A 20,831-nucleotide genomic window follows, 5' to 3' on the forward strand; every position below is an offset into this window, starting at 1 on the left:
CCCGCTGCGCCATAGAGCGGCCCGGGAAGTCTTCACCACGGCTGGCAGGGAGGCGTCGATGTGGCGGATTGCATATGTGGCGGCTGTCGCCTGCGCCGTTGCCGGGCCGGCCCTCGCACAGACAGGCGAGCCTGCCGCCGTTCAGGTCGGCACCATCAACGCAGAACGCAAACCGATTTCCAAGTCTCTCGGTTTCGTCGGCCGCGTCTCGGGAATCGACAAGGTCGACATCAGGGCCCGGGTCACCGGCTATCTTGAGGAGGTGCTCTTCAAGGAAGGCGACATGGTCAAGGCCGGCGCCCCGCTCTACCGGGTCGAGCGCGACCTCTTCCAGGCAGCGGTCGAGAAGGCGCAGGGTGCGCTCGAGATCAGCAAGTCGGCCGACGCCTTGGCCGCGATCCAGCTCGAACGTGCCCAGGACCTGCTGGCCAAGGCGGCCGGCACCGTCGTGGCGCGCGATCAGGCCGTTGCCCAGAAGCAGCAGACCGCCGGCGCGATCATGACCAACCAGGCCGATCTCGCCACGGCGAAAGTCAATCTCGGCTACACCTCCATCACGGCGCCGATCTCCGGAAAGATCGGCCTGACCAATGTCACGAAGGGCAATGTGGTCGGCCCCGACAGCGGCGTGCTGACGACGATCATCAGCCAGGATCCGATGTATGTGACCTTCCCGGTCAGCCAGCGCGAATTCCTCAAGAGCGCCGAAACGGGCAAGCATGTCGATCCCAAGGCGGTCAAGGTGCAGCTCCGCTTCTCCGACGGCACTCTCTACGACCAGCTCGGGCAGATCGATTTCGTCAACAACTCGGTCGATCGTGGCACCGACACCGTGCTCGTCCGGGCGAGGATGCCCAATCCGACCGGCGCGCTGACCGACGGGCAGCTGGTGCGCGTCGCCCTGGAGGTCGGCGATCCGCAGCAGATGATCGTGGTGCCGCAGGCAGCCCTGATCGCCGACCAGGCCGGCGTCTATGTCTTTGCGGTCGTGGACGGCAAGGCCGTCGTCAAGCGGCTGAAGCTCGGCGGCGAGGACGGCCCCAATGCCGTCGTGTCCGAAGGCCTGGCCGGCGGCGAGCAGATCATCGTCGAGGGTCTGCAGGCCGTCAGGCCAGGGGCACCCGTCCGGGCACGCCCGGTGCCGGCGATGATCAAGGGAAGCTGAAGCCCATGATCTCCGCGATCTTCGTTGATCGGCCCCGCCTCGCCATCGTCATCGCCATCGTCACCACGATCGCCGGCCTGCTCTCGCTGCTGGCGATTCCGGTCGCGCAATACCCCGACATCGTGCCGCCGCAGGTCTCGGTGACGACGGTCTATCCCGGCGCATCGTCCCAGGTCGTCGACGCGACGGTCGCGCAGCCGATCGAGGCCCAGGTCGTGGGCGTCGACAAGATGATGTACATGAAGAGCGTCAGCGGCAACGACGGCAGCTACACGCTGCTCGCCTCGTTCGAGCTCGGCACCGATCCCGATATCAACGCGGTCAACGTCAACAACCGCGTTCAGATCGCCCTGTCGAAGCTGCCGCAGGATGTCCAGCGCCAGGGCGTCACGGTCAAGAAGAAGTCCTCGGCTCTTCTCGGCGTGCTCGCCGTCTACTCGCCGAAGCGCACCTATGATCCGCTCTTCCTGTCGAATTATGTCACCATCAACATGCTCGACCGGATCAAGAGCACGCAGGGCGTCGGCGATGCCGCTCTGTGGGGCGCGCAGGATTATGCGATGCGCGCCTGGATCAAGCTCGACGAACTGACCGGACTCAACCTGACGACCGGCGACCTCATCGCCGCCATCCAGTCGCAGAACGTGCAGGCCGCCGTCGGCCGGATCGGCGGACGGCCGATCTCCGACGACCAGCAGCTTCAGCTCAGCATCCAGACCAAGGGACGGCTGGCCACCACCGAGGAATTCTCCAACATCATCCTGCGCACGAACCCGGATGGTTCGGTGCTGCGGCTCGGCGACGTCGCGCGGCTGGAGCTCGGGGCCAATAATCTCGACCGCGACACCCACCTCGGCGGCAGCCCGGCAGCCGTGATCGCGCTCTACCAGGCGCCCGGCGCCAACGCGATCACCACGCTCGACGCCGTCCGCGCCCAGGTCAGGGAGCTCGCCAAGAGCTTTCCCGAAGACCTGGAATGGAAGGTGACCTACGATCCGACGGCCTTCATCACCGCCACCATCGACGAGGTCAAGAAGACGCTCCTCGAGGCCTTCGTGCTCGTCGTCATCGTCGTCTATCTGTTCCTGGGGAGTTTCCGCGCGACGCTCATCCCGACGCTCGCGGTCCCCGTCAGCCTGATCGGCGCCTTCATCGTCCTCAACGCCATCGGCTACTCCGCGAACTCGGTTTCGCTGCTGGCCGTCGTGCTCGCCATCGGCATCGTCGTCGACGACGCGATCGTCGTGGTCGAGAATGTCGAGCGCGTGATGGAGGAGCGGCCGGAGCTCACGCCGGGCGAGGCGACGAAGGTCGCCATGCGGGAAATCACCGCGCCGATCATCGCGATTACGCTCGTTCTGCTCTCCGTCTTCGTTCCCGTCGCCTTCATTCCCGGCATCGCAGGCGAGCTGTTTCGCCAGTTCACCGTGACGGTCGTCGTCGCCATGGTGCTGTCGGCGATCAACGCGCTCACGCTCTCGCCGGCGCTGTGCGGTGTCCTGCTCAAGCGCCATCACGGCCCAAGGCGCGGCCTGATGGGCTATGTGATGCGCAGCATCGACCGGGTCCGCGACGGCTATGGCGCGGTGGTCGCGCGCATCGTCCGCTTCTCCGTGATGGGCCTCGTCCTCGTCGCCATCGCGGCGGTGGGTATTGGCGGCCTCTCGAAATTCACCCCCACCGGCTTCCTGCCCGAGGATGACCAGGGCGCCTTCTTCGTGGTGGTCCAGTTGCCGGACGGCGCTGCGGTCGGGCGCACCTCGGCCGTGGTCCAGCAAGCCGAGGAGATCCTCAAGGGCGAGGCGACGGTCGCCGACTACACCTCCGTCGTCGGCCTCAACTTCATCGACAATTACTCGCAGGCGAACTCCGCCTTCATGGTCGTGACGCTCAAGCCGTTCAGCGAGCGTCAGGGGGCCGATCTCGGCGTGCCCGCCATCATGCGCCGGCTGGCGCCGAAATTCGCGCAGGTCCAGGGCGGCACCGTGGTGCCGCTCGCGCCACCGCCGATCATCGGCCTGGGAACCGGCGGCGGCTTCACCTATGTGCTGGAGGATCTGCGCGGCGGCGACCCCAAAACCCTGGCACAGGTGGTCCGCGGCCTGACCATTGCCGCCAACCAGGACCCGCGACTGTCGCGGGTGTTCAGCACCTTCTCGGCGACCACGCCGTCGATCTATCTCGATATCGACCGCAACAAGGTCCAGATTCTCGGCGTCAAGCTTCAGGATGTGTTCCAGGCGCTGCAGGCCTCGCTCGGCGGCTACTACGCCAACGACATGAACCTGTTCGGCCGGACCTGGCAGGTGCAACTCCAGGCCGAGGCCGTCGACCGCGCCTCGATCGACGACATCTACCGGATCAATGTCCGCAGCGCCGACGGCAAGATGGTGCCGCTGCGCAGCCTCCTGGAGATCCACGTCGTCGTCGGTCCTCCCGCGCTGATCCGCTACAACAACCTGCGGGCCGTCACGATCCAGGGCGGCCCGGCGCCCGGCGTCTCCTCGGGAGAGGCGCTCAACGCCATGCAGGAGGTCGCGGCCCGCGTGCTGCCCGCGGGCTATGCCGGAGAATGGACCGATACCGCCTTTCAGGAGAAGCGGGCCGAGGGCAAGACGCCGATCATCCTCGCCTTCGCCGTGCTCTTCGCGTTCCTCTTCCTCGTCGCGCTCTACGAGAGCTGGACGATTCCGGTGCCCGTACTGCTTTCGGTCTCGATCGGCATTCTCGGCTCCTTCGCCTTCATGGTGCTCGGGCACCTGACACTCGATGTCTATGCCCAGATCGGCATGATCGTGCTGATCGGCCTTGCCGCGAAGAACGGCATCCTGATCGTCGAGTTCGCCAAGGAGCAACGCGAGAGCGGGGTTCCGCTGCTCGAGGCCGCGGCGGAAGGCGCCCGGCTGCGCTTCCGCCCGGTGATGATGACCTCCTTCGCCTTCATCCTCGGGCTGCTGCCGCTCGTCATCGCCACTGGCGCCTCGCAGCTCGCCCGGCGCAATGTCGGCACGCCGGTCTTCGGCGGCATGATCTTCGCCTCGCTGCTCGGGATCTTCGTGATCCCGCCGCTCTACGTCTTCTTCCAATCGATGCGGGAACGCCTGCGCCCCTCGACGCGGCCGAAGCCGATCGCAGAGGCGGCGACACCGCAGGCTGGCGAAGCGGTGGCCAAGCCGCATAGTCCTGCAGAATAGGGTCTGACGCGGTGGGCGTTCGGACCGGGATGTGCGACGGTGACCGTCGAGGGGGCTGCAATCCGACCGAGCGACAAGACACTCCTTCGGGGCGATGTTGGGCAAGACGCGAACGCGGCCGGAATCGATTGTGGCCCCGGATAGAGCGTCCTCGCTCGAACGCGCCCGACACCTGTGACCCGGCCGCGCCGAAGGAATTGGCCTAGCGACGCGATTTCAAGAGGTTAGAAGTGGCGGAGACGGAGGGATTCGAACCCTCGATACCCTTGTGGGGTATGCTCATTTAGCAAACGAGTGCCTTCAGCCTCTCGGCCACGTCTCCGTTACCGGCTCTATGCCCGATTGCCCGGCGCTTTGACAAGCCGTCAGTGTGAAAGATTATCAGCCATCTTCACCGGGCTGAGGAAATCGCCGATGCACGCTGCCCTGAAAGTGATCGTGTCGCCCGCGCGCGGAGGCAGCCGCCTGCGCTGTCTTGGGGCCGGGCTCGCCCTCCTGGCTGCTGCCGCGATTCCGCCTCCGGCAGTGGCCCAGGCGCTGTTCGTGGCCTGCGACAATGGTTTGCGCTGCGTGCAGGCGCCCTGCCCTTCGAAGGATGTCGTTCTCGTGCCGTCAGGCCGGCGCTATGCGAAGACCGATCCCGACCTCTCCAGCCTGCCGGCCGCGGATGCTGCGCGCCGCGACCTCACCAGTGGCCTCTATTCCGGGCGTCTCGTCCTTTCCGGCACAGTGGAGGACGGACCGCCGGTGCGAATCACGGCGACGAAGATCCTTCGCCGCGCGACTGCGCATGAGGCTGCCCTCTGCCGGCGCCGCTGAAGCATCGGCCGGAAAAGTGGATTGCGGTTTTCGGGAAAGCCGATGCAATCACAGATGATCTAAGGACACGCCGTCAGCGCGTCGGCTTCACTGCGCCGGCAATCACGGCGATCTCGTCGGTCCAGATCCCGCCTGAATAGCCCGCGGGCAGACGGGACAATTCGGCGAGCGTATCCAGGCCCGTCGAAAAACCGCCGCCCTGATAGGGGCCGAGCGCGAAGACCTGGGTGCCGGCGCTGTCGAGACGGTTGAGGAAGCGGTTTGGCCAGCCCCAGAGCCATGGGGCGATGTTGATTGGCACCCGGACGATCGTTCCCCGGCAGATCTCGGGCATCACGCCGGTCCAGCCATAGGCGACATAGCGCGTCAGGCAGCCGATCTGCGTGCTCCTGGACATGGCCGGGATATCCGGTCGGAGGCGCCGCAGCGTCTCGACCGGCTCGTCGCCGCCATAGACGATCAGGCGCGCACGGGCCTTAGGCGGCAATGCCCCCAGGACTGCGGCGAGCTTCTCGCCCTCGTTCCTGTCCCGGCTCTTCACATTGATGGCGAAGCGCCGCCCGGGAAAAGCTGCAAAGACCTCGTCGAGCGTCGGCACCATGCCGATGCCCTTCCCGCGCAGCGGATGGGTCCTGCCACCATCGGCGGTATAGCCATAGCCGACATCGAGCGCCTTCAGCTGCGCCATCGCGTGCTCCCGCGTGACACCCTCGCCGTTCGTCCGACATTCCAGGGTCCAGTCGTGGAAGACCGCGAATTGGCCGTCGGTGGTCGGGTGCACGTCGAGCTCGACGATATCGGCGCCGGCCTCAAAGGCTGCCCGCATGGATGGCAGCGTGTTCTCGATGAAGTCATGGCGCGGCGGCAGCATGCGCGCGGCGCTGCAGACATCGGAGCGCAGGTCGGTCTTGTCGTAGAGCTGGGTGATGCCGCGATGGGCGAGCAAGGTCGGCCGGCCCTGCGGCCGGGAGGCCAGGAGACTGCTGTTGCTGATCAGGATGAAGAGCGTGAGGAGAAAGAGCGCGGCGAGCGCAAGGCGTGGGAGACGGCGCATCACTTCATCCTTTGAACCGCGGGCGCGAGCGCCTATCAATGTTCCCGAAAACGGGAGCATGAGAGCAATTGCTCCCAATTATGGGAACATTATGATCGCACCAGCATGATCGTCATCGGAGCCTCGGCCCTGGCCGAGTATGGCGAGGCGCACCCACAGGCCGGCTCTGCTCTGCGCGCCCTGAATGCGCTGCTGCGGCAGGCGAGCTGGCGGGCGCGCGACGAGATTGCGCGCGATTGCGGCGCCGTTGCCCGCTTCGTGAGCGAGGATGCGGTTGCGCTTGCCTTGCCGCATGTCGGCTGCAGCGTTGCCTTCAGGGTCAATTTCGAGCTGGGCGTGATCCGCATCACCGCGGTCACCGCCCTCAACGAGGAGGACGCAAGGTGAGGGAGCGCGAAACCCTTCCCGTCAGGCCGATCAGGAGCGAAGCGGATCATCACGCGGCGCTGGCCGAGATCGACCGGTTGTTTGCCGCGGAGCCGGGCTCCGCGGCGGCCGACCGGCTCGAGGTTCTGTGCCTGCTGGTCGCCGATTACGAGCGCAAGACCCATCCGATCGCGTCGCCGGACCCCATCGCCTATCTGACGCTCGCGATGCAGGCCAAGGGGCGGACGCAAGCCGACCTCGCCGAGCTCCTCGGCTCGCGCTCGCGCGCTTCGGAGGTCCTGAACCGGCGGCGGCATCTCTCGGCCGAGATGATCGCCAAGCTCGGCGAAGCCTGGGGCGTGGCGAGCGAGCCGCTCTCGGTGCCCTATGCGGTGGCGGGCAGCATCAAGCGCACCGCGCTGCGCGGCGCAGCCCTGCTCGGCCTCCTCGCGGGCCTGAGCGCATCGGCGATCGGCGGCCTGTTCTGGGCTCACGGCGGGGACCTGCCGAGCACGGCCGAGATCGCAGGCTATGTACCGCCCGATCTCGAGCGCTACGGCCGGGATGGCGGCCTGACGGCGTATCGCCGGCCGGTGCCGCTCGCGACCATCCCGCCCCATGTGGTGAAGGCCTTCCTCGCGGCGGAGGACCAGGACTACTACCGCCATGGCGGCTACAGCCTGCCGGCCATCCTGCGGGCCTCAGCCCAGAACCTCGCGAGCCTGGGCGAGAGCCGGACGCCGGCAGGCGCCGCAACCATCACCCAGCAGCTCGCCAAGAACCTGCTGCTGCCGGGCCAGCCGCCCTCGCTCGCCCGCAAGGTGAAGGAGATCGTCCTGGCGAGCCGGATCGAGGACGCTCTGAGCAAGGACCGGATCCTCGAACTCTACCTGAACCAGATCTATTTCGGCGGCTACGCCTATGGCATCGCGGCGGCCTCGGCCCAGTATTTCGGCAAGAGCCCGGCCGATCTCAGCGTCGCGGAAGCCGCCTATCTCGCCGCCCTGCCCAAGGCGCCGAACACCTACCGGCTCGACATCGCCGACAACCGCGGTCGCGCCAAGGAGCGGCGCGACTGGGTGCTCCGACGCATGGCCGATGACGGACTGATCACGGCCTCCGCAGCCCAGTTCGCCCAGGCCGAGCCACTGATCGGGCCGTGAAATCGACAGACCTCAGCCTGCGATGGCGCTCACCGTCCTTGCTCCGGAGCGGCGCAGCGTCAGGATTCAGGCTAGTGGGAGATCGGCACCGTCGCCAGGAACTGCTCGACCGCCAGAGGCACGATATCGACATCGGGCTGCGCACTCGACAGCCCGGCAACGATATGGCCGAGCCACAGCCTCATGCTCTCGCTGCTGGCGGCCTGGAAACAGAGTGACGGCTCGATATGAGCCCAGGCGATCTCAAAGGCCTCGCGCGCTGTTGCGAGTTCGAGGAGTTCGGGAAGGGAGCTGAACGGCATCGGGCACCTCCGGCACCCGCGAAACTCAGCATCGAACCCGACCTGCGGCAAGATGACGAATTCCGACCCAGGGCCCCCGCCTCTCGCAGAATGCCACAGCTCTCGCAGCGTTCAGTCGGGGCGCTCAGTGTCCGCGATGAAGGTCGCGCCGATCGAGTGCTGGCTGCGCCAGGCGATCCGCACGCAGCTGTTGATGTGCAGGGCCGGAGCGATCAGCCTGAAGACGTCTGGCGCCTCGAACCCCATCGGCACGCGCAGCTTGACGCCGGACACCGAGACATCGCGGATAATGCAGGGAATCTCGTTGTTCTGGCCGGGAAGCCGGATTCGCGCTTCCTGCACAACCTTCTTGCGGTGGTGGCGGCGCTCTTCAGTCTGACCCGGCAATTCGCAAATCCCCGCCACGATCGATCGGTTCAAGTCTATCTGGAACCTGCGCCCGGCACGTTAACCGATGACGTACAGCCCGCGAAGAGTCCGGGCAAGCTTGCCGGACCATCCGGGCCGCCAACCCACAATGAGTTGATCGACTTCCACATGACAGGCCAGCATGGATGGGCGGCGACGCGAAGCCACCGGAGCGCCATGGCTCGATGGGCGTGAGCGATTGCCGTGGAGGAGAAGAGATCATGCGCCATTCTCTCAAGCTGAAATCGCTTCTCATGCTCTTCGCCCTCCTAGCGAGCGTCGTGGCGCCCCTGCCCAGCCTGGGCACGGCCGAAGCGCAGGTCCGCTCCTCCAGCTCGCCGCAGATATCGGGGCAGACTGTCCGCAGGGGCCACCATTCCAGCGCCCAACGGCCCGGCAACGGGGCGCATGTCAGCCGGCCGCAGCACCGTCCGTATAAGCGCCCGTCGCATGTCCATCGGCCGAGCCCGCAGGTCCGGCATCATCGCCCGGGGCCTGTGACCGTCGTTCACCCGCGGCGTCACTGGCATCGCGGCGGAGCGGTTGCAGCGGGGGCGGCGCTCGGCTTCATCGCCGGGGCAGCGGCTGTCTCGCTCGCCGGCCCGGCGCCGCGCGCGGGCCCCAGCGCATGACCGGCTTCTGGGACTGGTGCCCCCGCTGAGCGGGTGCCTCGCTCCAGCCGAATGCCCAAGGTTACGCGCCGGAAGAGCTCGGGACCATCACCTCGGAAGCGGTGAGCGATGCCGGTGGTCACCCCTTTTCGGCGGCGCGCGCCTGGAACAGCCGCACGAAGGCATCGAGCTCCGCCCGCTCCAGATCGGAGATCGCCCAATAGGTGAAGGCGCGATCCTCCCAGGTCACCAGTGAAAACCCCCGTGCCGAGCTGCCGCTGGGCCCGGCGGGCGGCTGGGACGAGACAGCGCGCGGCAAGGCGACGACCGAGATCAGATGCTCATTGTGGCGGTAGACGAGGGTCGGCGCGACGTGATTGCCGATGACATCGATGCGTGCGCCGACGAGGGGAAAACCATCCCGAGCAAAGTCGTCGGCCGGCGGAGACAGGCCGATCTTGGCGTCAAGCCATGGCTTGACCTGGTGTCGATCGGACGAGGCCATGTCGACCGGAGTGGGTGCGATGAGGGCCCGGCGGTGACTGCTGGCGATGTCGCCCGCCATATCCTCCGGCGCCACTCTCGACACGCCCCAATAGGTTCCGCCCCCGGCCAGCAGGCTGGCGATCAGAGCGGTTGCGGCCAGTGCGCGCCAATCGAAACTGCGAGCCGGCCGCGCCGATGCATCGGCGCCGATCGCAATGACACGCTTGCGCAGCTCGGCACTGGGCTCCGGCCGGGGCAGCTGCCGCATCGCGCTGCGCAGGGCAACGATCCGCGCCCTTTCCGCCGCGAGGGGCGGATCGGTTGCGAGGCGGCGCTCGAGCGCAGATGCACTGGCCGCATCGAGTTCGCCATCGACGAGAGCGTGCAGAAGCAGCCGCGCTTCGCCTGGATCGATGGGCTGGCCGTCACGCTCGGTCATTGCGTCCCCCAAGCTGGCGGATCAGGATCGTGCGGGCTCGCGACAGGCGGGACATGACGGTGCCAATCGGCGCCGAAATCAGATCGGCGATCTCGCGATAGCCCAGCCCATTGATATCGCGCAGCACGAGAACCTCGCGGAACGGCTGGGGCAGCGCTGCAATCGCCGCTTCGATCTCTGCCGCGTCGGCGCGGGCGATCATGGCCGCCTCCGCATCGTCATCGCCTGATGGGCCAGAAGCCAGGAGATCCGCATCCGTGACCTCGTCGAGCGGCACGAGCATCGGCCCGCGATTCCTGGCGAGCCATGTGTGACAGGCATTGCGCACGATCGCGAGAAGCCAGGCGCGAGCGCTGCCGCCTGCATAGGTTCCGATCCCGGCATAGGCGCGAAGGCAAGCCTCCTGGACGACGTCTTCTGCATCATGTGCATTGCCCGTGAGCCAGCGGGCGAAGGCCAGCGCATCCGCAAGATGGGGCAACACCACCTCGCGAAACCGTTCGGCGGAAGGGTCGCCGCTTGCTGCCACTGTCGGCTCGCCGTCTGGACACCCGGCCACAAGGTCCGATCAGCGGGAAACGCGGATCTTTCCCTGCATATGCGGATGAAGGCTGCAGAAATACGAAAACTCCCCCGGCAGGGTGAAATCATACGCGAAACTGTCCTTCGTATCGAGCGCGCGGGATCTGAACGAGCCGTCACCCGCGACAACCAGATGCGGTTCGTCATCCTCGTTCCGGAACGTGACCGTCGTTCCGGCTTTCACGGTGAGGTCCGGCGGAACGAAAGCGAAGTTGGAGATCCTCACCAGCGCCTCCTCCGCCCCCGCGGGACGGGATGCGGCGAGGACCGACAGGACGATGATCGCGCCCGCAGCCCAGAGGGGCCTGTGCCTGCAAGTCATGTCGCTCTCCCGATTGCACGGTTACGCCATCCCTCGTTCAGCCGCGCGCGAGCGTGCTGTCGATGATCGCCAGATCGTTTGCGCCCGGGCGAATGGCGACGCTCGTAATGCCGAGGAACTTGCGCAACTCGCCAGCCGGGACGGTCAGGGGACCGGGCGAGGAGGCGGTCCCCGGCGCCGGCTGCGGAAAGGCCGTGGACCTTGCAGTGTGAAAGGTCACATTGCCTTCCACCTTCTGCATGATCTGGTGGATATGGCCGTTGAGGATGGTGACGGACCCGAAGGGCTTGAGCAGCGCAAGCGCCTGCGTGCTGTCGGCGGTGCCCCAGCCCCAATCGGCATAGACCGTCCAGAGCGGGATATGCGCGAAGACCACGATGGGAGCCGAGGCGCTGCGGCCGCGCAAATCGTCGGCGAGCCATTTCAGCTGCTCCGGCCCGAGCTGGCCGAGCCCGCCGGCCTTGAGGTTCACGACGTTGACCAGGCCGATGAAATGCACGCCGCCTTCGTCGAAGGAATACCATCCGGCGCCCTGCTTGCCCTTGCCGTACCGCTCCGAATAGGCCTGTCCGTTCCCCTCGTCGATCACGTCATGTTCGCCAGGCACGTAGTGAACGTCGAGCCTCGCGCCGCCGATGACACGCGCCGCATCATCGAATTGAGCGGCCGTGGAGAGATGCGTGATGTCGCCCGTGTGGATCATGAAGGCGGGCTTGGCCGGGAGCGCCCCGATCTGGGCGATGGCCTCGGTGAGCGTGTCGAGAGCATGCGGGTTCGCGGCCTTGTCGAAGCCGACATGGCTGTCGGATATCTGCAGGAAGGTGAACCCCTTGGTGACCGCTTCTGCCGCCTCGGCCTTGCCGAGCAGGCCCAGCGAGACCGGCACCCCGCTCGCAACCGTCCAAAGCACGCCGGTTCCGGCCCAGATCATGCATTCGAGCGTCTCGCGGCGGGTGGTGTCAGGCCGCCCATTGTCGATCCGATGATGTGTCATGGTCGATCTCCCAGGAACGCAACCACGCTGCGTTCATTGAGGAGACAGCTCTGCAGCGCCGTTTATTCCCGAACCTGCGAATTTTCGTCATCGGCTTTGCGCAACGGCGTCCGCGGCATGCGCGAGGCCCGAATGCGCACGGGATGCAGGAGGGGTTCGCGCACCCTGATGTCATTGCCTGGGATAATGGGCCGGAACGAAGCAGAAGGCGGGCCTCGCCTCCTGCAATCGCAGCGCCGACACAATGCGAATTCTCGCCCGCCGAACGGTTTCGCCGTGGACGATGCAAGCAATCTTGCATCGTGGAGGCTCGCATGTATGGATAAGATACGATTTCGGCTGCTCGATTCCTGTCTGCAAGCCTTGGCTCCTTCTCCAGCGCGCGCAGGCACGGTCAGCAGCTCTTACATGTCTACCACCGGTCGAAATTACCGAATGTAATTTACTAAGGGACCACGGCTATGGCTCTCCAGCTACTCAATGCAGATGCGATCCGCGACAGTGCGTTCTCACTGCAGCCTTATCCGCATTTCCTTGGTGAGAACTTTCTCAGGCCTGAGGCCATCCCCGATATACGTCGGGATTACCCGACCATTACGAAGCCTGGCTATCTGACCGTCGACGATATCGAGCTGGCGGGAAGCTTTAAGCAGCTGATCGATGAAATGGAGAGCCCGGACCTCACCGAGGTGCTTTCGCAGCGCTTTGGAAAAGACCTCCACGCCTTTCCGCGCCTGACCACTGTGCGAAAGCTCTCGCAGGCCAAGGACGGCCGCATTCACACCGATGGCCCGAGCAAGGTCATGACCGTGCTGCTCTATCTGAACGACGACTGGTCCCCGGCTTCGGAAGGCCGGTTGCGCGTGCTCTATGACGGCACGAATTTCGAGCCCTTCGCCTGCGAGGTGCCTCCGACGATGGGCGCCGTTTTCGGCTTCCTGCGCTCCGACAACTCCTGGCACGGCCACAAGCCCTTCGCGGGCGAGCGGCGTGTCGTTCAGACGGCGTGGATCACCGACGCATCCGAACTCGAGCGCAAGAAGAGCAGAAACACGGTCGCGAAGTTCTTCAAGAGCATCTTCGGCCGCTAGATTCCATGTGGAAGGCCCACTCGGCAGACCGGCGCAGATTTTGCGCCGGCCTTGCGCGGGCCATCGCGATGACCGACCGAAAGCCGAAACAGAGCGCATGGCGCCCATGGCCCATAGGGCGTCGGCGCCAAATTCGCGATCAAATCAAAGCCTCGATAAGCCATCCGGCATGACCTATTGTCATCGACCTGTGTCACCCGCCGAGGCCCGCATCTCCAGCGAAGCGCAATGTTGAGCAATCGCTCCGGCCCGCCTACGCTCTCCCCGTGACAGACCTTCCCCCCGCTTGGGCCCATCTTCAGCCGTCCTCCCTCAAGGCGCTCCTTGAGCCTCCCGGCAGAGTCCCGCAGGCTGTTCGCCTCACGCCCGATGACGTCTCGGTCGAGGTCGCGCTTCAGGCTCCCATGGTTATCGCCGCGAGGCTCCTGCTGGCGCTTGCCGTGGAGACGGGCGGACTGGTCCTCACCCCTGCGGGCGCCCTGAAGCGGGCCGATGTCCGGCACGTCTTCGACCGGACGGAGTGGCCGGGATACGACAAGGCCACCACGCTCGCGACGAACAAGGTCATCAACGAGCACGATGCCTACGGGGTCCTGTTCACACGGATCGTGCTGCAGGCGGCCCGGCTCCTGCGGAAACGTTCGGGGGTCCTGAAGGCGAGCAAGGCAGGCAAGGCCATGCTGGCACCCCAGGCCGCCCCGGCGCTGCTGGCCGCGCTGTTCGAAGCGACATTCTGGAAGGTGAACCTCCAGGACTTCGACCGGAACCCGCTGGAGTTCTGGCCCCAGCACCACATGGGCGTGATCCTGTGGAGCCTGTCGGTGACGGCGCATGGCTGGTCCCATGCGAAGGACCTGATGCCGGCCTGCACGATCATGGAGACCATCGGGGACCCGATCGCTCCCGACTTTCCCGAGTTCGCCCTGACGACGCGGGTGCTCCGGCCGCTGTCATGGCTCGGGCTACTCGAGAGCCGACGATCGGAGAAGAGGCCCGATGGCGGGCTCGATGATGACGTCCGAAAGGCGCCGCTGTTCGACCAGCTCTTGCGATTTGAAGTGGAGCTGAAGGGCGGCAGCGAGCCGCGACACTGAAGCGTTCATTTCGCAAGCTGGATGTTTGGCCCGGCCAGCGGGTTGCGGGCGCCTGCAGCCGTCAGCAGCGACGCACAGAGCCATACGAAGAGAGCCGGCACGGTGTGGCCGGGAGGGTTTTCGGCCCTCTCAGCTGCCGGAAGCGGAAGTCCATAGCTGGGAGGGGGGAAATCGTGCTGGATGCGATGCTCAATCTGGTAGCCGAGTTCTTTCTTCAGATCATCGGCTACCTGACGGGTAAGGTGCTCATTCGCGGCCTAACGCTGGGCAGGCTCGCGATCGGTGACTACGGAAGACGCCCCTTCTCCCTCTATTGGCGCGTGAGCGGCCGCACAGTCCTCAGCGGCGATGTTGCGATCTTGATCGGATGGGGGTTTTGGCTGGCGCTTGCCATCACGTCCATTGTCATCTTCAGGCAGACCATCTCACCGGAACCATAGAGCAACTCCGTAGCCCCCTGCCGATGCGCCACCGTTGGAACCCAAGCTGCCACCTCGCCAGCTCCTGAAGGGCTTGATGCAGGTGTTGAGCTGGACAGCGTCCGCGGGCCGGCGCGCGAAGGCCGGTCGCGCGGAAAGACAAATCGACCGGCCCACTCTGTTGAAGTCATGCTTTGCGACGGTTGGGGCGTATCAACGCTCCCTGTTCGATCTGACGCGCCCGACGCAGCGAGCTTCCCCGAGATTCGGGTTCAGGACCTCAAAGGCGAGGCCAGGACAATCATTTGCGGGAGCCGGCCCGTCCGGGAGAGAGTTGATGGCGAAGTTGCTTGGACGAATTTGACGATAAGTCGTGGTCTTGCCGCCGTCATAATATCGCGTCGTGACCTGCCAGTCGGCCCGGCTTTCGAGCGGAACAAGCAATGCGAAAGCCCAGGTTCCTCCAGCGACGGCACTTGTAACTCTTCTCAGCATCGCACGTTGGCCCGGCAAAGCGGGGCCCGCGTACGATTTCGGCGCCTCCTGTATCATTCAAAGACATCCAATGGTTGCATCGATAACGATTCAGCAACCATTGTGCCGATGCCAGCTTGCGCCCCTCCGTTCCGCCGACGCGCCCCGACCCTGCAGGTGCGTACCGGGTCTGTCTGCCGCGAACGGGCTCCACAACCGCCGGAAACGAACTCTGCAGGCGCGCGTATTCTCCACGCCCCTCGGCTACTCCTGTGCCGCGGCAAACTGGCCCCCGCCCCTCCCGATAGGGAACAGGCTGCAAGGTCCGCTCCGCGCTAGCCCCCAGTCCGATCACTGGCCGGCGACACAGACCCCAAGCTTTAACACGGTGCCGGCCGGGCAGGTCTTCGCGCTGCTGGCATTCGGCTGTGCCTGTGGAGAGATGGCATTGAAGGATTCACAGCACGCCCCCCGCACGTAGTAGCCGCTTGGGCAGCCACCTGTGATCTCAATGCGATCCTTGCCGTCGCGCGTGGGGCGGCAGGCACCGGCAGCGAGAGTCACCTGGGCGATCCCGAGAGCTGCGAGAAAGAGCAACGTGGCAGCAATGATTCGAGCCATGCGCCGAGCATTCCGCATTGGAGGCTTGAGGTCCACCCGGGGCGACTGTCACTCCGAGGGTAGGGTTCGTGAGGACGCAATGATTTGCTACGGCCCATGCGACGAGCGTCTTCAGGCCCGATAGGTCGCTCCCGTTCACCGTCGTCGGGGAGATGGGCTTTCGGTGGAGCGCGTTTTCTTTGCTGATCACCCCCTTGGAGGGGGAATGGTGCCCAGAGCTGGAGCGCCAGAACTGAGGTTAATCAACGGTTTAGGGTTCGCAAACCTCTAAAATCGACCTCAATCGGATCAACGGGTTACGATCCGGCTCGCAAACCTTTCTCGCCCCGTTCACCCCTCCGCGAGGTGGCGCCATGAGCTACTGGGATACGCCCGGCGGCTCGGATGAGTGGTACACGCCGCCCGAGGTTTTTGACGCGCTCGGTTGCACGTTTGATCTGGATGTTGCCGCGCCCGGCGACTTCTCGCTCTGCCGCGTCCCCGCCAAGAACTACATCTTCGCGCACAGCCTGAAATATCCGTGGAGCGGCTTCGTCTGGATGAACCCTCCCTTCGGCGGCCGGAATGCCTTGGCCCCGGGGCTAACCAAGTTCTTCGACCATGGGGACGGGATCGCCCTAACACCTGATCGTACGTCCGCACCGTGGTTCATGGACGCGTGGCGCCGCGCTGATCTCGTCCTATTCACCCGGAAGCTTCGGTTCATCCGGCCTGACGGGACCGCCGGCAAGTCACCGTCGAATGGCACCGCCCTTTGGGCCAAAGGCTCGACTGCTCGCCAAGCCCTTGAGAGGGCCGCGGCATCCGGCTTCGGCATCCTGGCCACCCCCTCCCCCCAACAAGGAGCGGCGGCCCATGACTGACGCCACCCCCGAGAGCGCTATCAGCGAGGACGCGGTGCTGGCCGAATGGCGGGCTGCCATGGAAGGCGTGACGCCGGGGCCTTGGAACCCATCCAGATTCGGCATGCAGGTTTTGACCGGCGATAGTTGGTCAACGGTCTGCACGTTCCATAACAACAATGGCAAGGACGGGAAGTGGAATGACCATCGCCTTGCCGCGTGGGAAGATGGCCGTGGCGCGGATCTCGAAACGTCGAATGCGGATTGGGTCGCCCGCTGCTCGCCCGCACGCGTCGGCTCTCTCCTCGCCCTTATCGACGACCTCCGCGCCCGGCTGGCGGCTGCGGAGGGGGCATTGGCCAAGATCGAGAAGGTCAAGCAGTACATCGCGGTCAGCGACGCAACCGACCCGTTCGCGGCAATGGTTGACGAGTGCGAAGCCGCCGAAGCCCTCGCCACCACCGCCACCGCGCGAGTTGCCGAGCTGGAGGGGGTGCTGAAGCCGTTCGCTGAGGCTGCTCAATCGTTCGAAGAGTGGCGAGACGAGTTCGGGCTGCTCGCAGAGTACAAGCCCGGTCACCACGTCGTCTACGTCGCGCGCTGGCCCGACAAAGACCCTGCCTTCGAGCAGCAACGCAGGATCACGGTTGGCGACTTCCGCCGCGCCCGCGCCCTCACAGGAGACAGCAATGACTGATCTGACGAAGGCGCCTCTTACGGATTGGGGGCGGAGGGTGCTGCAAGAGATCGCCGACCAACCAGATGGGATGCGACGCTACGACCCTTGGAACTGGTCGCTCCAGCAACTCCACGGCGCAGGCTTAATCGACAAGAAGGATGCCGACAGCTTTGCAGCCTACCGCTACCGCGTCACACCCGCCGGCCGCCGTGCGCTCTCAGAAGGTGACGCGTCATGAGCGCGGTGATGCTGAAGCTGGGGGGCTTCGCAGGTCAGGACGTAGACCGCACGATTATCGACGCCTGCGGGGTCGCGCGACGGGTCGGCTGCTGGGTCAAGATCAACGTCAACGGCATCGACGTGCTGATCGCGCCCACCGACGAAGAGAAATGGCTGCTTCGAAATTACCACATAGCTCGCGAGCGGGGAGCCGACTTCGTCTCATCGAACATCATCCCCGATCCCCGCGCCCTCACCGGAGAACCGACATGATCGACAGCAAGGCTTTGGAGCACGCGGCACAGCGCTCCTACGAATACGAAGGCGACCGCAAGGGATGCTCGTACGTCGGCTGGGACCGCGAGCCGGAGGAGGTCAAGATCGAATGGCGCGACAGCGTTGGTGTTGCGGTCGCGGCCTACCTCTCCGCCACCTCACCGGCCGCTGAGATCGCGGGGACGGTCGGGGATGGCTGGCAGCCGCGCGTTGGCGACCCGGTCGAAGTGACCGACGAGGTGCTGAGGAAGTACGGGGAATGGGCTCGGGTGCCGCTCTGGGTCGCCGGCATTCAAAAGGACCGCGGCGTAGACGGCTTGAACGTCGCCGTCTCCGAGGAGTGGCCGGTCAAGGGCAACAGCCAGGGTTACACGGACGGCTTCTATATCGGTCGCGCGGACGCCCCCGACGACCTGAAGCCCCGCGCCATGACCTCCCCCTCTGCCCTGTCCGCGAACGGAGGGAAGTGATGGGGACCCGAACAATCTATCTGAGCGGACCCATCTCGGGAATGCCTGAGAAGAACCACCCTCTGTTCATGCGGGTGGCCGGCTGCCTGCGGGGAATGGGCCATCGCGTCTACAATCCGCGCGAATTCACCTGGACGGAGCCAACATTCCCGAAGCGGAAGGCGTTCGCGGAATATTGCGCCTTCATCTGCAACGAGGCTGACACGATCGTCCTGTTACCCGGCTGGCAAAAGTCGAAGGGCGCAACAACCGAACACGGTCTGGCTGAGAACTGCTCGCTCGACATCATCGAATGGACGCATTGGGAAGCGGCCCTCACCCGCGTGCCGGAGGACGTTTGCTCATGACGACGGCTGACATCCAGGCGCTGGTCCGCGATCTGACCGCGATTGTCCGCTTGCAGAACGGGAACCTCCATGACGACATCAACGCCATTCTGGCACGCGCAGACGCAGCGCTCGCCGCTCTCTCGCGCACGCCGGGAGAGGCTGTGGCTTGGCGGCACGAGCATCCGAGGTTCGGCGTCGTTTCCTACGAGACCACACGCCTAACCGATGCCGACAAAGCGGCCGGCTATACCGAGACACCCCTCTACGCCCACCCTGCCCCAGCCGCGCCCGCCGAGCCCCCGACGACGCCTTCGATCGCCAAGGGCGCGCAATGGTGCCAGCCCGGCGACCGGCAGAACGAGCGCCATTTCATCGTGCGCTTCGATGACGCCGATCGCGGAGACGCCGTCTTTACCGATGAAGCTGAGGCCCGCGAGTTCTGGGCGCGCGCAACCATGAACTGGAACTGCTGGCTGTTCGGCGCGATGCCGGTACAAGCTATCCCAGCCGCGCCCGCCGGGGAGATCGAGGCGGTCAAGGCTGCAATCCGCAGGGCTTGTGCCGACGAGGTCAACGGCCGGCCAAACGGCGATATCATCGTGAAGGGGTGCGAAGCGGCCGAGTACGTCAACCCCGAGGATGCAGCGGCCTCTTTCGTCGACAGCATTGCCGAAGAGGTTTGCGCCGCCCTCTCCGCCTCCCCGCCGGGGGCGATTGCTCCGGGGGTGGAGGAGATCCAGGCCGCAATGGTAAAGGCGCAGACAGAGTATCGCGCCGAACGCGACGCCGCTCTTGCGAAGCAGGGCTACTGGCCGGACCGGTCATCCGCCCCAATGGATGTCCTCGCCGCTGCGGTGTTCGCTCTCATCCAGCCCGCCGCCATCCGCTCGGGAGAGAAGGCATGAGCCTCTGGTCGCGGCTGTTCAAGCCGCCGCCCTGAAGCCCCTCATGAAGGAAGCGTTCAGGGAGTCCAAGGTAGATGACGACGAGGATGATCTCGTTACCATTCGCATGCGGGCCGCGCGTTACGCGATCGTGCGCGACCTATTGAGGCTTTAGACGGTCATGAGCGGAATCACCGCCCTGAACAAAGCGGAGAACATCGCCGAACTGGCGAGGTCATTCCCGCCGACGCAATCGACGCCTGAAGAGATCGCGGGCCGCCGCGAGGAACGCCGCAAACGGATCGATGCGGCGAAGGCGAGCCAGCAGGGCTGCCGCGGATGCCTACCAAAAGAAGGCATGAGGGCGGGCAACCTGGGCTAAAACAGCGTCTCCTTGAACGCCTCCGCGGTCGCCGGGTCGTCATCCCCTACCCCGGTCTTGTTCATCCGCTGCGATACGATCCACTCGCGCAGCTCCTGCGGCGGCTGCATCAGCAGCTCTTTGCCGCCCGACCCATCAAGCCAGGCTTCGAAGTCCCGCGGCAGCAGCGTTGCCGGCATTCGGTTGTGGATCTCCGACATCCATTTGTTCGCGTCGCGCGTGATGATCGTGCAGGTAACGATCCCCTCGCCGGTCTCTGGATTGGTCCAGGCCTCCCACAAGCCGGCGAAACCGAGCAGGCCGCCATCGGCCGCGTTGATGAAATGCGGGGTCTTGTCGCCCTTCTCGCCGGTCCATTCGTAGAAGCCGCTCGCCGGGATGATGCATCGGCGCTTCACATAGGCCGATCGGAACATGGCGCTGGAATCGACCGTCTCGATCCGCGCGTTGAAGGTCGCGCCCGACTCGTTCGCCTTCTTCTTCCACCAGCCCGGGATCAGGCCCCAGCGCGCTTTCCTGAGGACGCGATTGCCTTCCCCATCCCGAACGATGATGTCGACTTCAGTTGTCGGCGCGATGTTGTAGCGAGCTCGCAGGTTCGGCCGCTCGGCCGGCACAATCAGCGGCTGGCTGAATGCGACAATCTCCTCCCACGAATACGCCTGGCTGAACCTGCCGCACATTCCCGCTACTCCTCGCCTATCCGTTTCCGCCGCTCGATCTCGCGAGGCTCGGCCGGGAGCAGATCATCCCGCCCGTCGTCGATCACGGTCAAGCCTCCCATCGTCGCCGGGAAATCGGGCGGCCGTGTCTTCCCAACGTCCAGACAATAGCCCCCGCACTTGAACCCGTACTTCTGCGGCTTGCGGATTTCCGCCCGCCAGGCGCACCGCCCCCTGAACATCTCGAGTAGCTCGCCCAGCGTCGTGCCGGCGCCGAATTTCTCCGCACAGGCCGCCAGGCCCCCGTCTGCCCAGCGCTTGCAGTAATCGCAGCGAAAGCGAAGCACGATCCACGGATCGTGCCGGAGATCCGTCTCCAGGGTCGGCGGAATGGTGGGCCTGATCGACATCGGAAGATGACATTTGACTCGCGCTCGAATGAGAACAAAATTAGAACATCCAAGCACCCCAAGGAGTCAAGCTA

The 20,831-nt window shown here is 65.3% G+C and carries 27 protein-coding genes and 1 tRNA gene; 17 read left to right on the plus strand and 11 right to left on the minus strand.

The genetic code is table 11. The features are described from left to right. Positions 1-58 precede the first annotated feature (58 nt). Both AC1DW9_RS31295 and AC1DW9_RS31300 read left to right on the plus strand, forming a co-directional pair. A complete protein-coding gene (locus AC1DW9_RS31295; protein WP_476770710.1) occupies positions 59-1,165 on the plus strand; it encodes an efflux RND transporter periplasmic adaptor subunit in 1,107 nt (368 codons plus the stop codon). A 5-nt stretch (positions 1,166-1,170) separates the two neighbouring features. Continuing rightward, entirely contained in the window at positions 1,171-4,359 is a 3,189-nt protein-coding gene (locus AC1DW9_RS31300) for an efflux RND transporter permease subunit (protein WP_476776985.1), read from the plus strand. A gap of 231 nt (positions 4,360-4,590) precedes the next feature. Here AC1DW9_RS31300 and AC1DW9_RS31305 read toward each other — a convergent pair. Further along, a tRNA-Ser gene (locus AC1DW9_RS31305) sits at positions 4,591-4,681 on the minus strand. Between the two features lie 92 nt (positions 4,682-4,773). Here AC1DW9_RS31305 and AC1DW9_RS31310 point away from each other — a divergent pair. Further along, positions 4,774-5,178 (plus strand): hypothetical protein, encoded by a 405-nt coding sequence (locus AC1DW9_RS31310; protein ID WP_441507887.1) that lies wholly within the window; start codon positions 4,774-4,776, stop codon positions 5,176-5,178. Positions 5,179-5,251: 73 nt separating this feature from the next. Here the strand turns inward: AC1DW9_RS31310 and AC1DW9_RS31315 are convergent, their stop codons facing one another. Then, complete coding sequence (locus AC1DW9_RS31315) at positions 5,252-6,232, minus strand: glycerophosphodiester phosphodiesterase family protein (RefSeq protein WP_476776984.1); 981 nt, start codon at positions 6,230-6,232, stop codon at positions 5,252-5,254. A 105-nt stretch (positions 6,233-6,337) separates the two neighbouring features. Between AC1DW9_RS31315 and AC1DW9_RS31320 the strand changes: the two genes are divergently transcribed. Continuing rightward, on the plus strand, positions 6,338-6,619 hold the full coding sequence (locus AC1DW9_RS31320) for a type II toxin-antitoxin system HigB family toxin (protein WP_441507889.1): 282 nt from the start codon (positions 6,338-6,340) through the stop codon (positions 6,617-6,619). After that, positions 6,616-7,761: a helix-turn-helix domain-containing protein gene (locus AC1DW9_RS31325; RefSeq protein ID WP_476776983.1), complete on the plus strand. Its 1,146-nt coding sequence runs from the start codon at positions 6,616-6,618 to the stop codon at positions 7,759-7,761. Before AC1DW9_RS31320 ends, AC1DW9_RS31325 begins: the two co-directional genes overlap by 4 nt. A 71-nt stretch (positions 7,762-7,832) precedes the next feature. Here AC1DW9_RS31325 and AC1DW9_RS31330 read toward each other — a convergent pair whose 3' ends face one another. Then, positions 7,833-8,063 carry a hypothetical protein gene (locus AC1DW9_RS31330; RefSeq protein WP_441480806.1) on the minus strand — a complete coding sequence of 77 codons (231 nt, stop codon included), beginning with the start codon at positions 8,061-8,063 and terminating at the stop codon, positions 7,833-7,835. A gap of 111 nt (positions 8,064-8,174) precedes the next feature. Continuing rightward, positions 8,175-8,450: a PilZ domain-containing protein gene (locus AC1DW9_RS31335; RefSeq protein WP_441507892.1), complete on the minus strand. Its 276-nt coding sequence runs from the start codon at positions 8,448-8,450 to the stop codon at positions 8,175-8,177. 242 nt (positions 8,451-8,692) lie between these two features. Between AC1DW9_RS31335 and AC1DW9_RS31340 the strand changes: the two genes are divergently transcribed. Further along, positions 8,693-9,103 carry a hypothetical protein gene (locus AC1DW9_RS31340; RefSeq protein ID WP_476776982.1) on the plus strand — a complete coding sequence of 137 codons (411 nt, stop codon included), beginning with the start codon at positions 8,693-8,695 and terminating at the stop codon, positions 9,101-9,103. A gap of 118 nt (positions 9,104-9,221) precedes the next feature. Here the strand turns inward: AC1DW9_RS31340 and AC1DW9_RS31345 are convergent, their stop codons facing one another. The 4 genes from AC1DW9_RS31345 to AC1DW9_RS31360 are packed head-to-tail and all read right to left on the minus strand — an operon-like array spanning position 9,222 to position 11,905. After that, positions 9,222-10,007, minus strand: a complete 786-nt coding sequence (locus AC1DW9_RS31345; protein ID WP_476776981.1) for an anti-sigma factor family protein — start codon at positions 10,005-10,007, stop codon at positions 9,222-9,224. Continuing rightward, on the minus strand, positions 9,994-10,536 hold the full coding sequence (locus AC1DW9_RS31350) for a sigma-70 family RNA polymerase sigma factor (RefSeq protein ID WP_476776980.1): 543 nt from the start codon (positions 10,534-10,536) through the stop codon (positions 9,994-9,996). Before AC1DW9_RS31350 ends, AC1DW9_RS31345 begins: the two co-directional genes overlap by 14 nt. Before the next feature lie 39 nt (positions 10,537-10,575). Then, on the minus strand, positions 10,576-10,911 hold the full coding sequence (locus AC1DW9_RS31355) for a cupredoxin domain-containing protein (protein ID WP_441493058.1): 336 nt from the start codon (positions 10,909-10,911) through the stop codon (positions 10,576-10,578). Between the two features lie 37 nt (positions 10,912-10,948). Then, positions 10,949-11,905, minus strand: coding sequence for a metallophosphoesterase family protein (locus AC1DW9_RS31360; protein ID WP_476776979.1), 957 nt, complete (start codon positions 11,903-11,905; stop codon positions 10,949-10,951). A 461-nt stretch (positions 11,906-12,366) separates the two neighbouring features. On the opposite strand from AC1DW9_RS31360, the gene AC1DW9_RS31365 reads away from it, so the two are divergent. From AC1DW9_RS31365 to AC1DW9_RS31375, 3 genes are all read left to right on the plus strand, one after another. Continuing rightward, on the plus strand, positions 12,367-12,996 hold the full coding sequence (locus AC1DW9_RS31365) for a 2OG-Fe(II) oxygenase (protein ID WP_476776978.1): 630 nt from the start codon (positions 12,367-12,369) through the stop codon (positions 12,994-12,996). Positions 12,997-13,262: 266 nt separating this feature from the next. Beyond that, positions 13,263-14,090 (plus strand): hypothetical protein, encoded by an 828-nt coding sequence (locus tag AC1DW9_RS31370; protein ID WP_476776977.1) that lies wholly within the window; start codon positions 13,263-13,265, stop codon positions 14,088-14,090. Positions 14,091-14,263: 173 nt separating this feature from the next. Next, complete coding sequence (locus tag AC1DW9_RS31375) at positions 14,264-14,530, plus strand: hypothetical protein (protein WP_476776976.1); 267 nt, start codon at positions 14,264-14,266, stop codon at positions 14,528-14,530. Positions 14,531-15,334: 804 nt separating this feature from the next. Here the strand turns inward: AC1DW9_RS31375 and AC1DW9_RS31380 are convergent. Beyond that, on the minus strand, positions 15,335-15,604 hold the full coding sequence (locus tag AC1DW9_RS31380; protein ID WP_476776975.1) for a hypothetical protein: 270 nt from the start codon (positions 15,602-15,604) through the stop codon (positions 15,335-15,337). A gap of 353 nt (positions 15,605-15,957) precedes the next feature. Here AC1DW9_RS31380 and AC1DW9_RS31385 point away from each other — a divergent pair, with 353 nt between their 5' ends. The 8 genes from AC1DW9_RS31385 to AC1DW9_RS31420 all read left to right on the plus strand — a co-directional run bounded on the left by AC1DW9_RS31385 (position 15,958) and on the right by AC1DW9_RS31420 (position 19,685). Beyond that, positions 15,958-16,467: a DNA N-6-adenine-methyltransferase gene (locus AC1DW9_RS31385; RefSeq protein WP_476776974.1), complete on the plus strand. Its 510-nt coding sequence runs from the start codon at positions 15,958-15,960 to the stop codon at positions 16,465-16,467. Next, the gene (locus tag AC1DW9_RS31390; protein ID WP_476776973.1) at positions 16,460-17,143 is read left to right on the plus strand and encodes a hypothetical protein; all 684 of its coding nucleotides are present in this window, start codon (positions 16,460-16,462) and stop codon (positions 17,141-17,143) included. The genes AC1DW9_RS31385 and AC1DW9_RS31390 overlap by 8 nt, the downstream gene beginning before the upstream one ends. Further along, positions 17,136-17,363, plus strand: a complete 228-nt coding sequence (locus tag AC1DW9_RS31395; RefSeq protein WP_476776972.1) for a hypothetical protein — start codon at positions 17,136-17,138, stop codon at positions 17,361-17,363. The genes AC1DW9_RS31390 and AC1DW9_RS31395 overlap by 8 nt, the downstream gene beginning before the upstream one ends. Beyond that, positions 17,360-17,617: a hypothetical protein gene (locus tag AC1DW9_RS31400; RefSeq protein ID WP_476776971.1), complete on the plus strand. Its 258-nt coding sequence runs from the start codon at positions 17,360-17,362 to the stop codon at positions 17,615-17,617. Before AC1DW9_RS31395 ends, AC1DW9_RS31400 begins: the two co-directional genes overlap by 4 nt. After that, positions 17,614-18,090: a hypothetical protein gene (locus tag AC1DW9_RS31405; protein ID WP_476776970.1), complete on the plus strand. Its 477-nt coding sequence runs from the start codon at positions 17,614-17,616 to the stop codon at positions 18,088-18,090. The genes AC1DW9_RS31400 and AC1DW9_RS31405 overlap by 4 nt, the downstream gene beginning before the upstream one ends. After that, a complete protein-coding gene (locus AC1DW9_RS31410; protein ID WP_476776969.1) occupies positions 18,090-18,437 on the plus strand; it encodes a DUF4406 domain-containing protein in 348 nt (115 codons plus the stop codon). The genes AC1DW9_RS31405 and AC1DW9_RS31410 overlap by 1 nt, the downstream gene beginning before the upstream one ends. Further along, the gene (locus AC1DW9_RS31415; RefSeq protein WP_476776968.1) at positions 18,434-19,324 is read left to right on the plus strand and encodes a hypothetical protein; all 891 of its coding nucleotides are present in this window, start codon (positions 18,434-18,436) and stop codon (positions 19,322-19,324) included. Before AC1DW9_RS31410 ends, AC1DW9_RS31415 begins: the two co-directional genes overlap by 4 nt. Positions 19,325-19,484: 160 nt before the next feature. After that, a complete protein-coding gene (locus AC1DW9_RS31420; RefSeq protein ID WP_476776967.1) occupies positions 19,485-19,685 on the plus strand; it encodes a hypothetical protein in 201 nt (66 codons plus the stop codon). On the opposite strand, the gene AC1DW9_RS31425 is transcribed toward AC1DW9_RS31420, so the two are convergent. Continuing rightward, positions 19,682-20,368 carry an SOS response-associated peptidase gene (locus tag AC1DW9_RS31425; protein ID WP_476776966.1) on the minus strand — a complete coding sequence of 229 codons (687 nt, stop codon included), beginning with the start codon at positions 20,366-20,368 and terminating at the stop codon, positions 19,682-19,684. The two genes, AC1DW9_RS31420 and AC1DW9_RS31425, sit on opposite strands and share 4 nt — an antisense overlap. Positions 20,369-20,373: 5 nt before the next feature. Then, on the minus strand, positions 20,374-20,757 hold the full coding sequence (locus AC1DW9_RS31430) for a hypothetical protein (RefSeq protein WP_476776965.1): 384 nt from the start codon (positions 20,755-20,757) through the stop codon (positions 20,374-20,376). Between the last annotated feature and the right edge of the window lie 74 nt (positions 20,758-20,831).

Source organism: Allobosea sp. P4_E12 (assembly GCF_056401655.1).

What these genes read in the sequence shown, in the direction of transcription:
- AC1DW9_RS31295 (WP_476770710.1), top strand. Translation starts at nt 59, where the DNA reads ATGTGGCGGATTGCATATGTGGCGGCTGTCGCCTGCGCCGTTGCCGGG.
- AC1DW9_RS31300 (WP_476776985.1), top strand. Translation starts at nt 1,171, where the DNA reads ATGATCTCCGCGATCTTCGTTGATCGGCCCCGCCTCGCCATCGTCATC.
- AC1DW9_RS31310 (WP_441507887.1), top strand. Translation starts at nt 4,774, where the DNA reads ATGCACGCTGCCCTGAAAGTGATCGTGTCGCCCGCGCGCGGAGGCAGC.
- AC1DW9_RS31315 (WP_476776984.1), bottom strand. Translation starts at nt 6,232, where the DNA reads ATGCGCCGTCTCCCACGCCTTGCGCTCGCCGCGCTCTTTCTCCTCACG.
- AC1DW9_RS31320 (WP_441507889.1), top strand. Translation starts at nt 6,338, where the DNA reads ATGATCGTCATCGGAGCCTCGGCCCTGGCCGAGTATGGCGAGGCGCAC.
- AC1DW9_RS31330 (WP_441480806.1), bottom strand. Translation starts at nt 8,063, where the DNA reads ATGCCGTTCAGCTCCCTTCCCGAACTCCTCGAACTCGCAACAGCGCGC.
- AC1DW9_RS31340 (WP_476776982.1), top strand. Translation starts at nt 8,693, where the DNA reads ATGCGCCATTCTCTCAAGCTGAAATCGCTTCTCATGCTCTTCGCCCTC.
- AC1DW9_RS31345 (WP_476776981.1), bottom strand. Translation starts at nt 10,007, where the DNA reads ATGACCGAGCGTGACGGCCAGCCCATCGATCCAGGCGAAGCGCGGCTG.
- AC1DW9_RS31355 (WP_441493058.1), bottom strand. Translation starts at nt 10,911, where the DNA reads ATGACTTGCAGGCACAGGCCCCTCTGGGCTGCGGGCGCGATCATCGTC.
- AC1DW9_RS31360 (WP_476776979.1), bottom strand. Translation starts at nt 11,905, where the DNA reads ATGACACATCATCGGATCGACAATGGGCGGCCTGACACCACCCGCCGC.
- AC1DW9_RS31365 (WP_476776978.1), top strand. Translation starts at nt 12,367, where the DNA reads ATGGCTCTCCAGCTACTCAATGCAGATGCGATCCGCGACAGTGCGTTC.
- AC1DW9_RS31380 (WP_476776975.1), bottom strand. Translation starts at nt 15,604, where the DNA reads ATGGCTCGAATCATTGCTGCCACGTTGCTCTTTCTCGCAGCTCTCGGG.
- AC1DW9_RS31385 (WP_476776974.1), top strand. Translation starts at nt 15,958, where the DNA reads ATGAGCTACTGGGATACGCCCGGCGGCTCGGATGAGTGGTACACGCCG.
- AC1DW9_RS31390 (WP_476776973.1), top strand. Translation starts at nt 16,460, where the DNA reads ATGACTGACGCCACCCCCGAGAGCGCTATCAGCGAGGACGCGGTGCTG.
- AC1DW9_RS31395 (WP_476776972.1), top strand. Translation starts at nt 17,136, where the DNA reads ATGACTGATCTGACGAAGGCGCCTCTTACGGATTGGGGGCGGAGGGTG.
- AC1DW9_RS31400 (WP_476776971.1), top strand. Translation starts at nt 17,360, where the DNA reads ATGAGCGCGGTGATGCTGAAGCTGGGGGGCTTCGCAGGTCAGGACGTA.
- AC1DW9_RS31405 (WP_476776970.1), top strand. Translation starts at nt 17,614, where the DNA reads ATGATCGACAGCAAGGCTTTGGAGCACGCGGCACAGCGCTCCTACGAA.
- AC1DW9_RS31410 (WP_476776969.1), top strand. Translation starts at nt 18,090, where the DNA reads ATGGGGACCCGAACAATCTATCTGAGCGGACCCATCTCGGGAATGCCT.
- AC1DW9_RS31415 (WP_476776968.1), top strand. Translation starts at nt 18,434, where the DNA reads ATGACGACGGCTGACATCCAGGCGCTGGTCCGCGATCTGACCGCGATT.
- AC1DW9_RS31420 (WP_476776967.1), top strand. Translation starts at nt 19,485, where the DNA reads ATGAGCGGAATCACCGCCCTGAACAAAGCGGAGAACATCGCCGAACTG.
- AC1DW9_RS31425 (WP_476776966.1), bottom strand. Translation starts at nt 20,368, where the DNA reads ATGTGCGGCAGGTTCAGCCAGGCGTATTCGTGGGAGGAGATTGTCGCA.
- AC1DW9_RS31430 (WP_476776965.1), bottom strand. Translation starts at nt 20,757, where the DNA reads ATGTCGATCAGGCCCACCATTCCGCCGACCCTGGAGACGGATCTCCGG.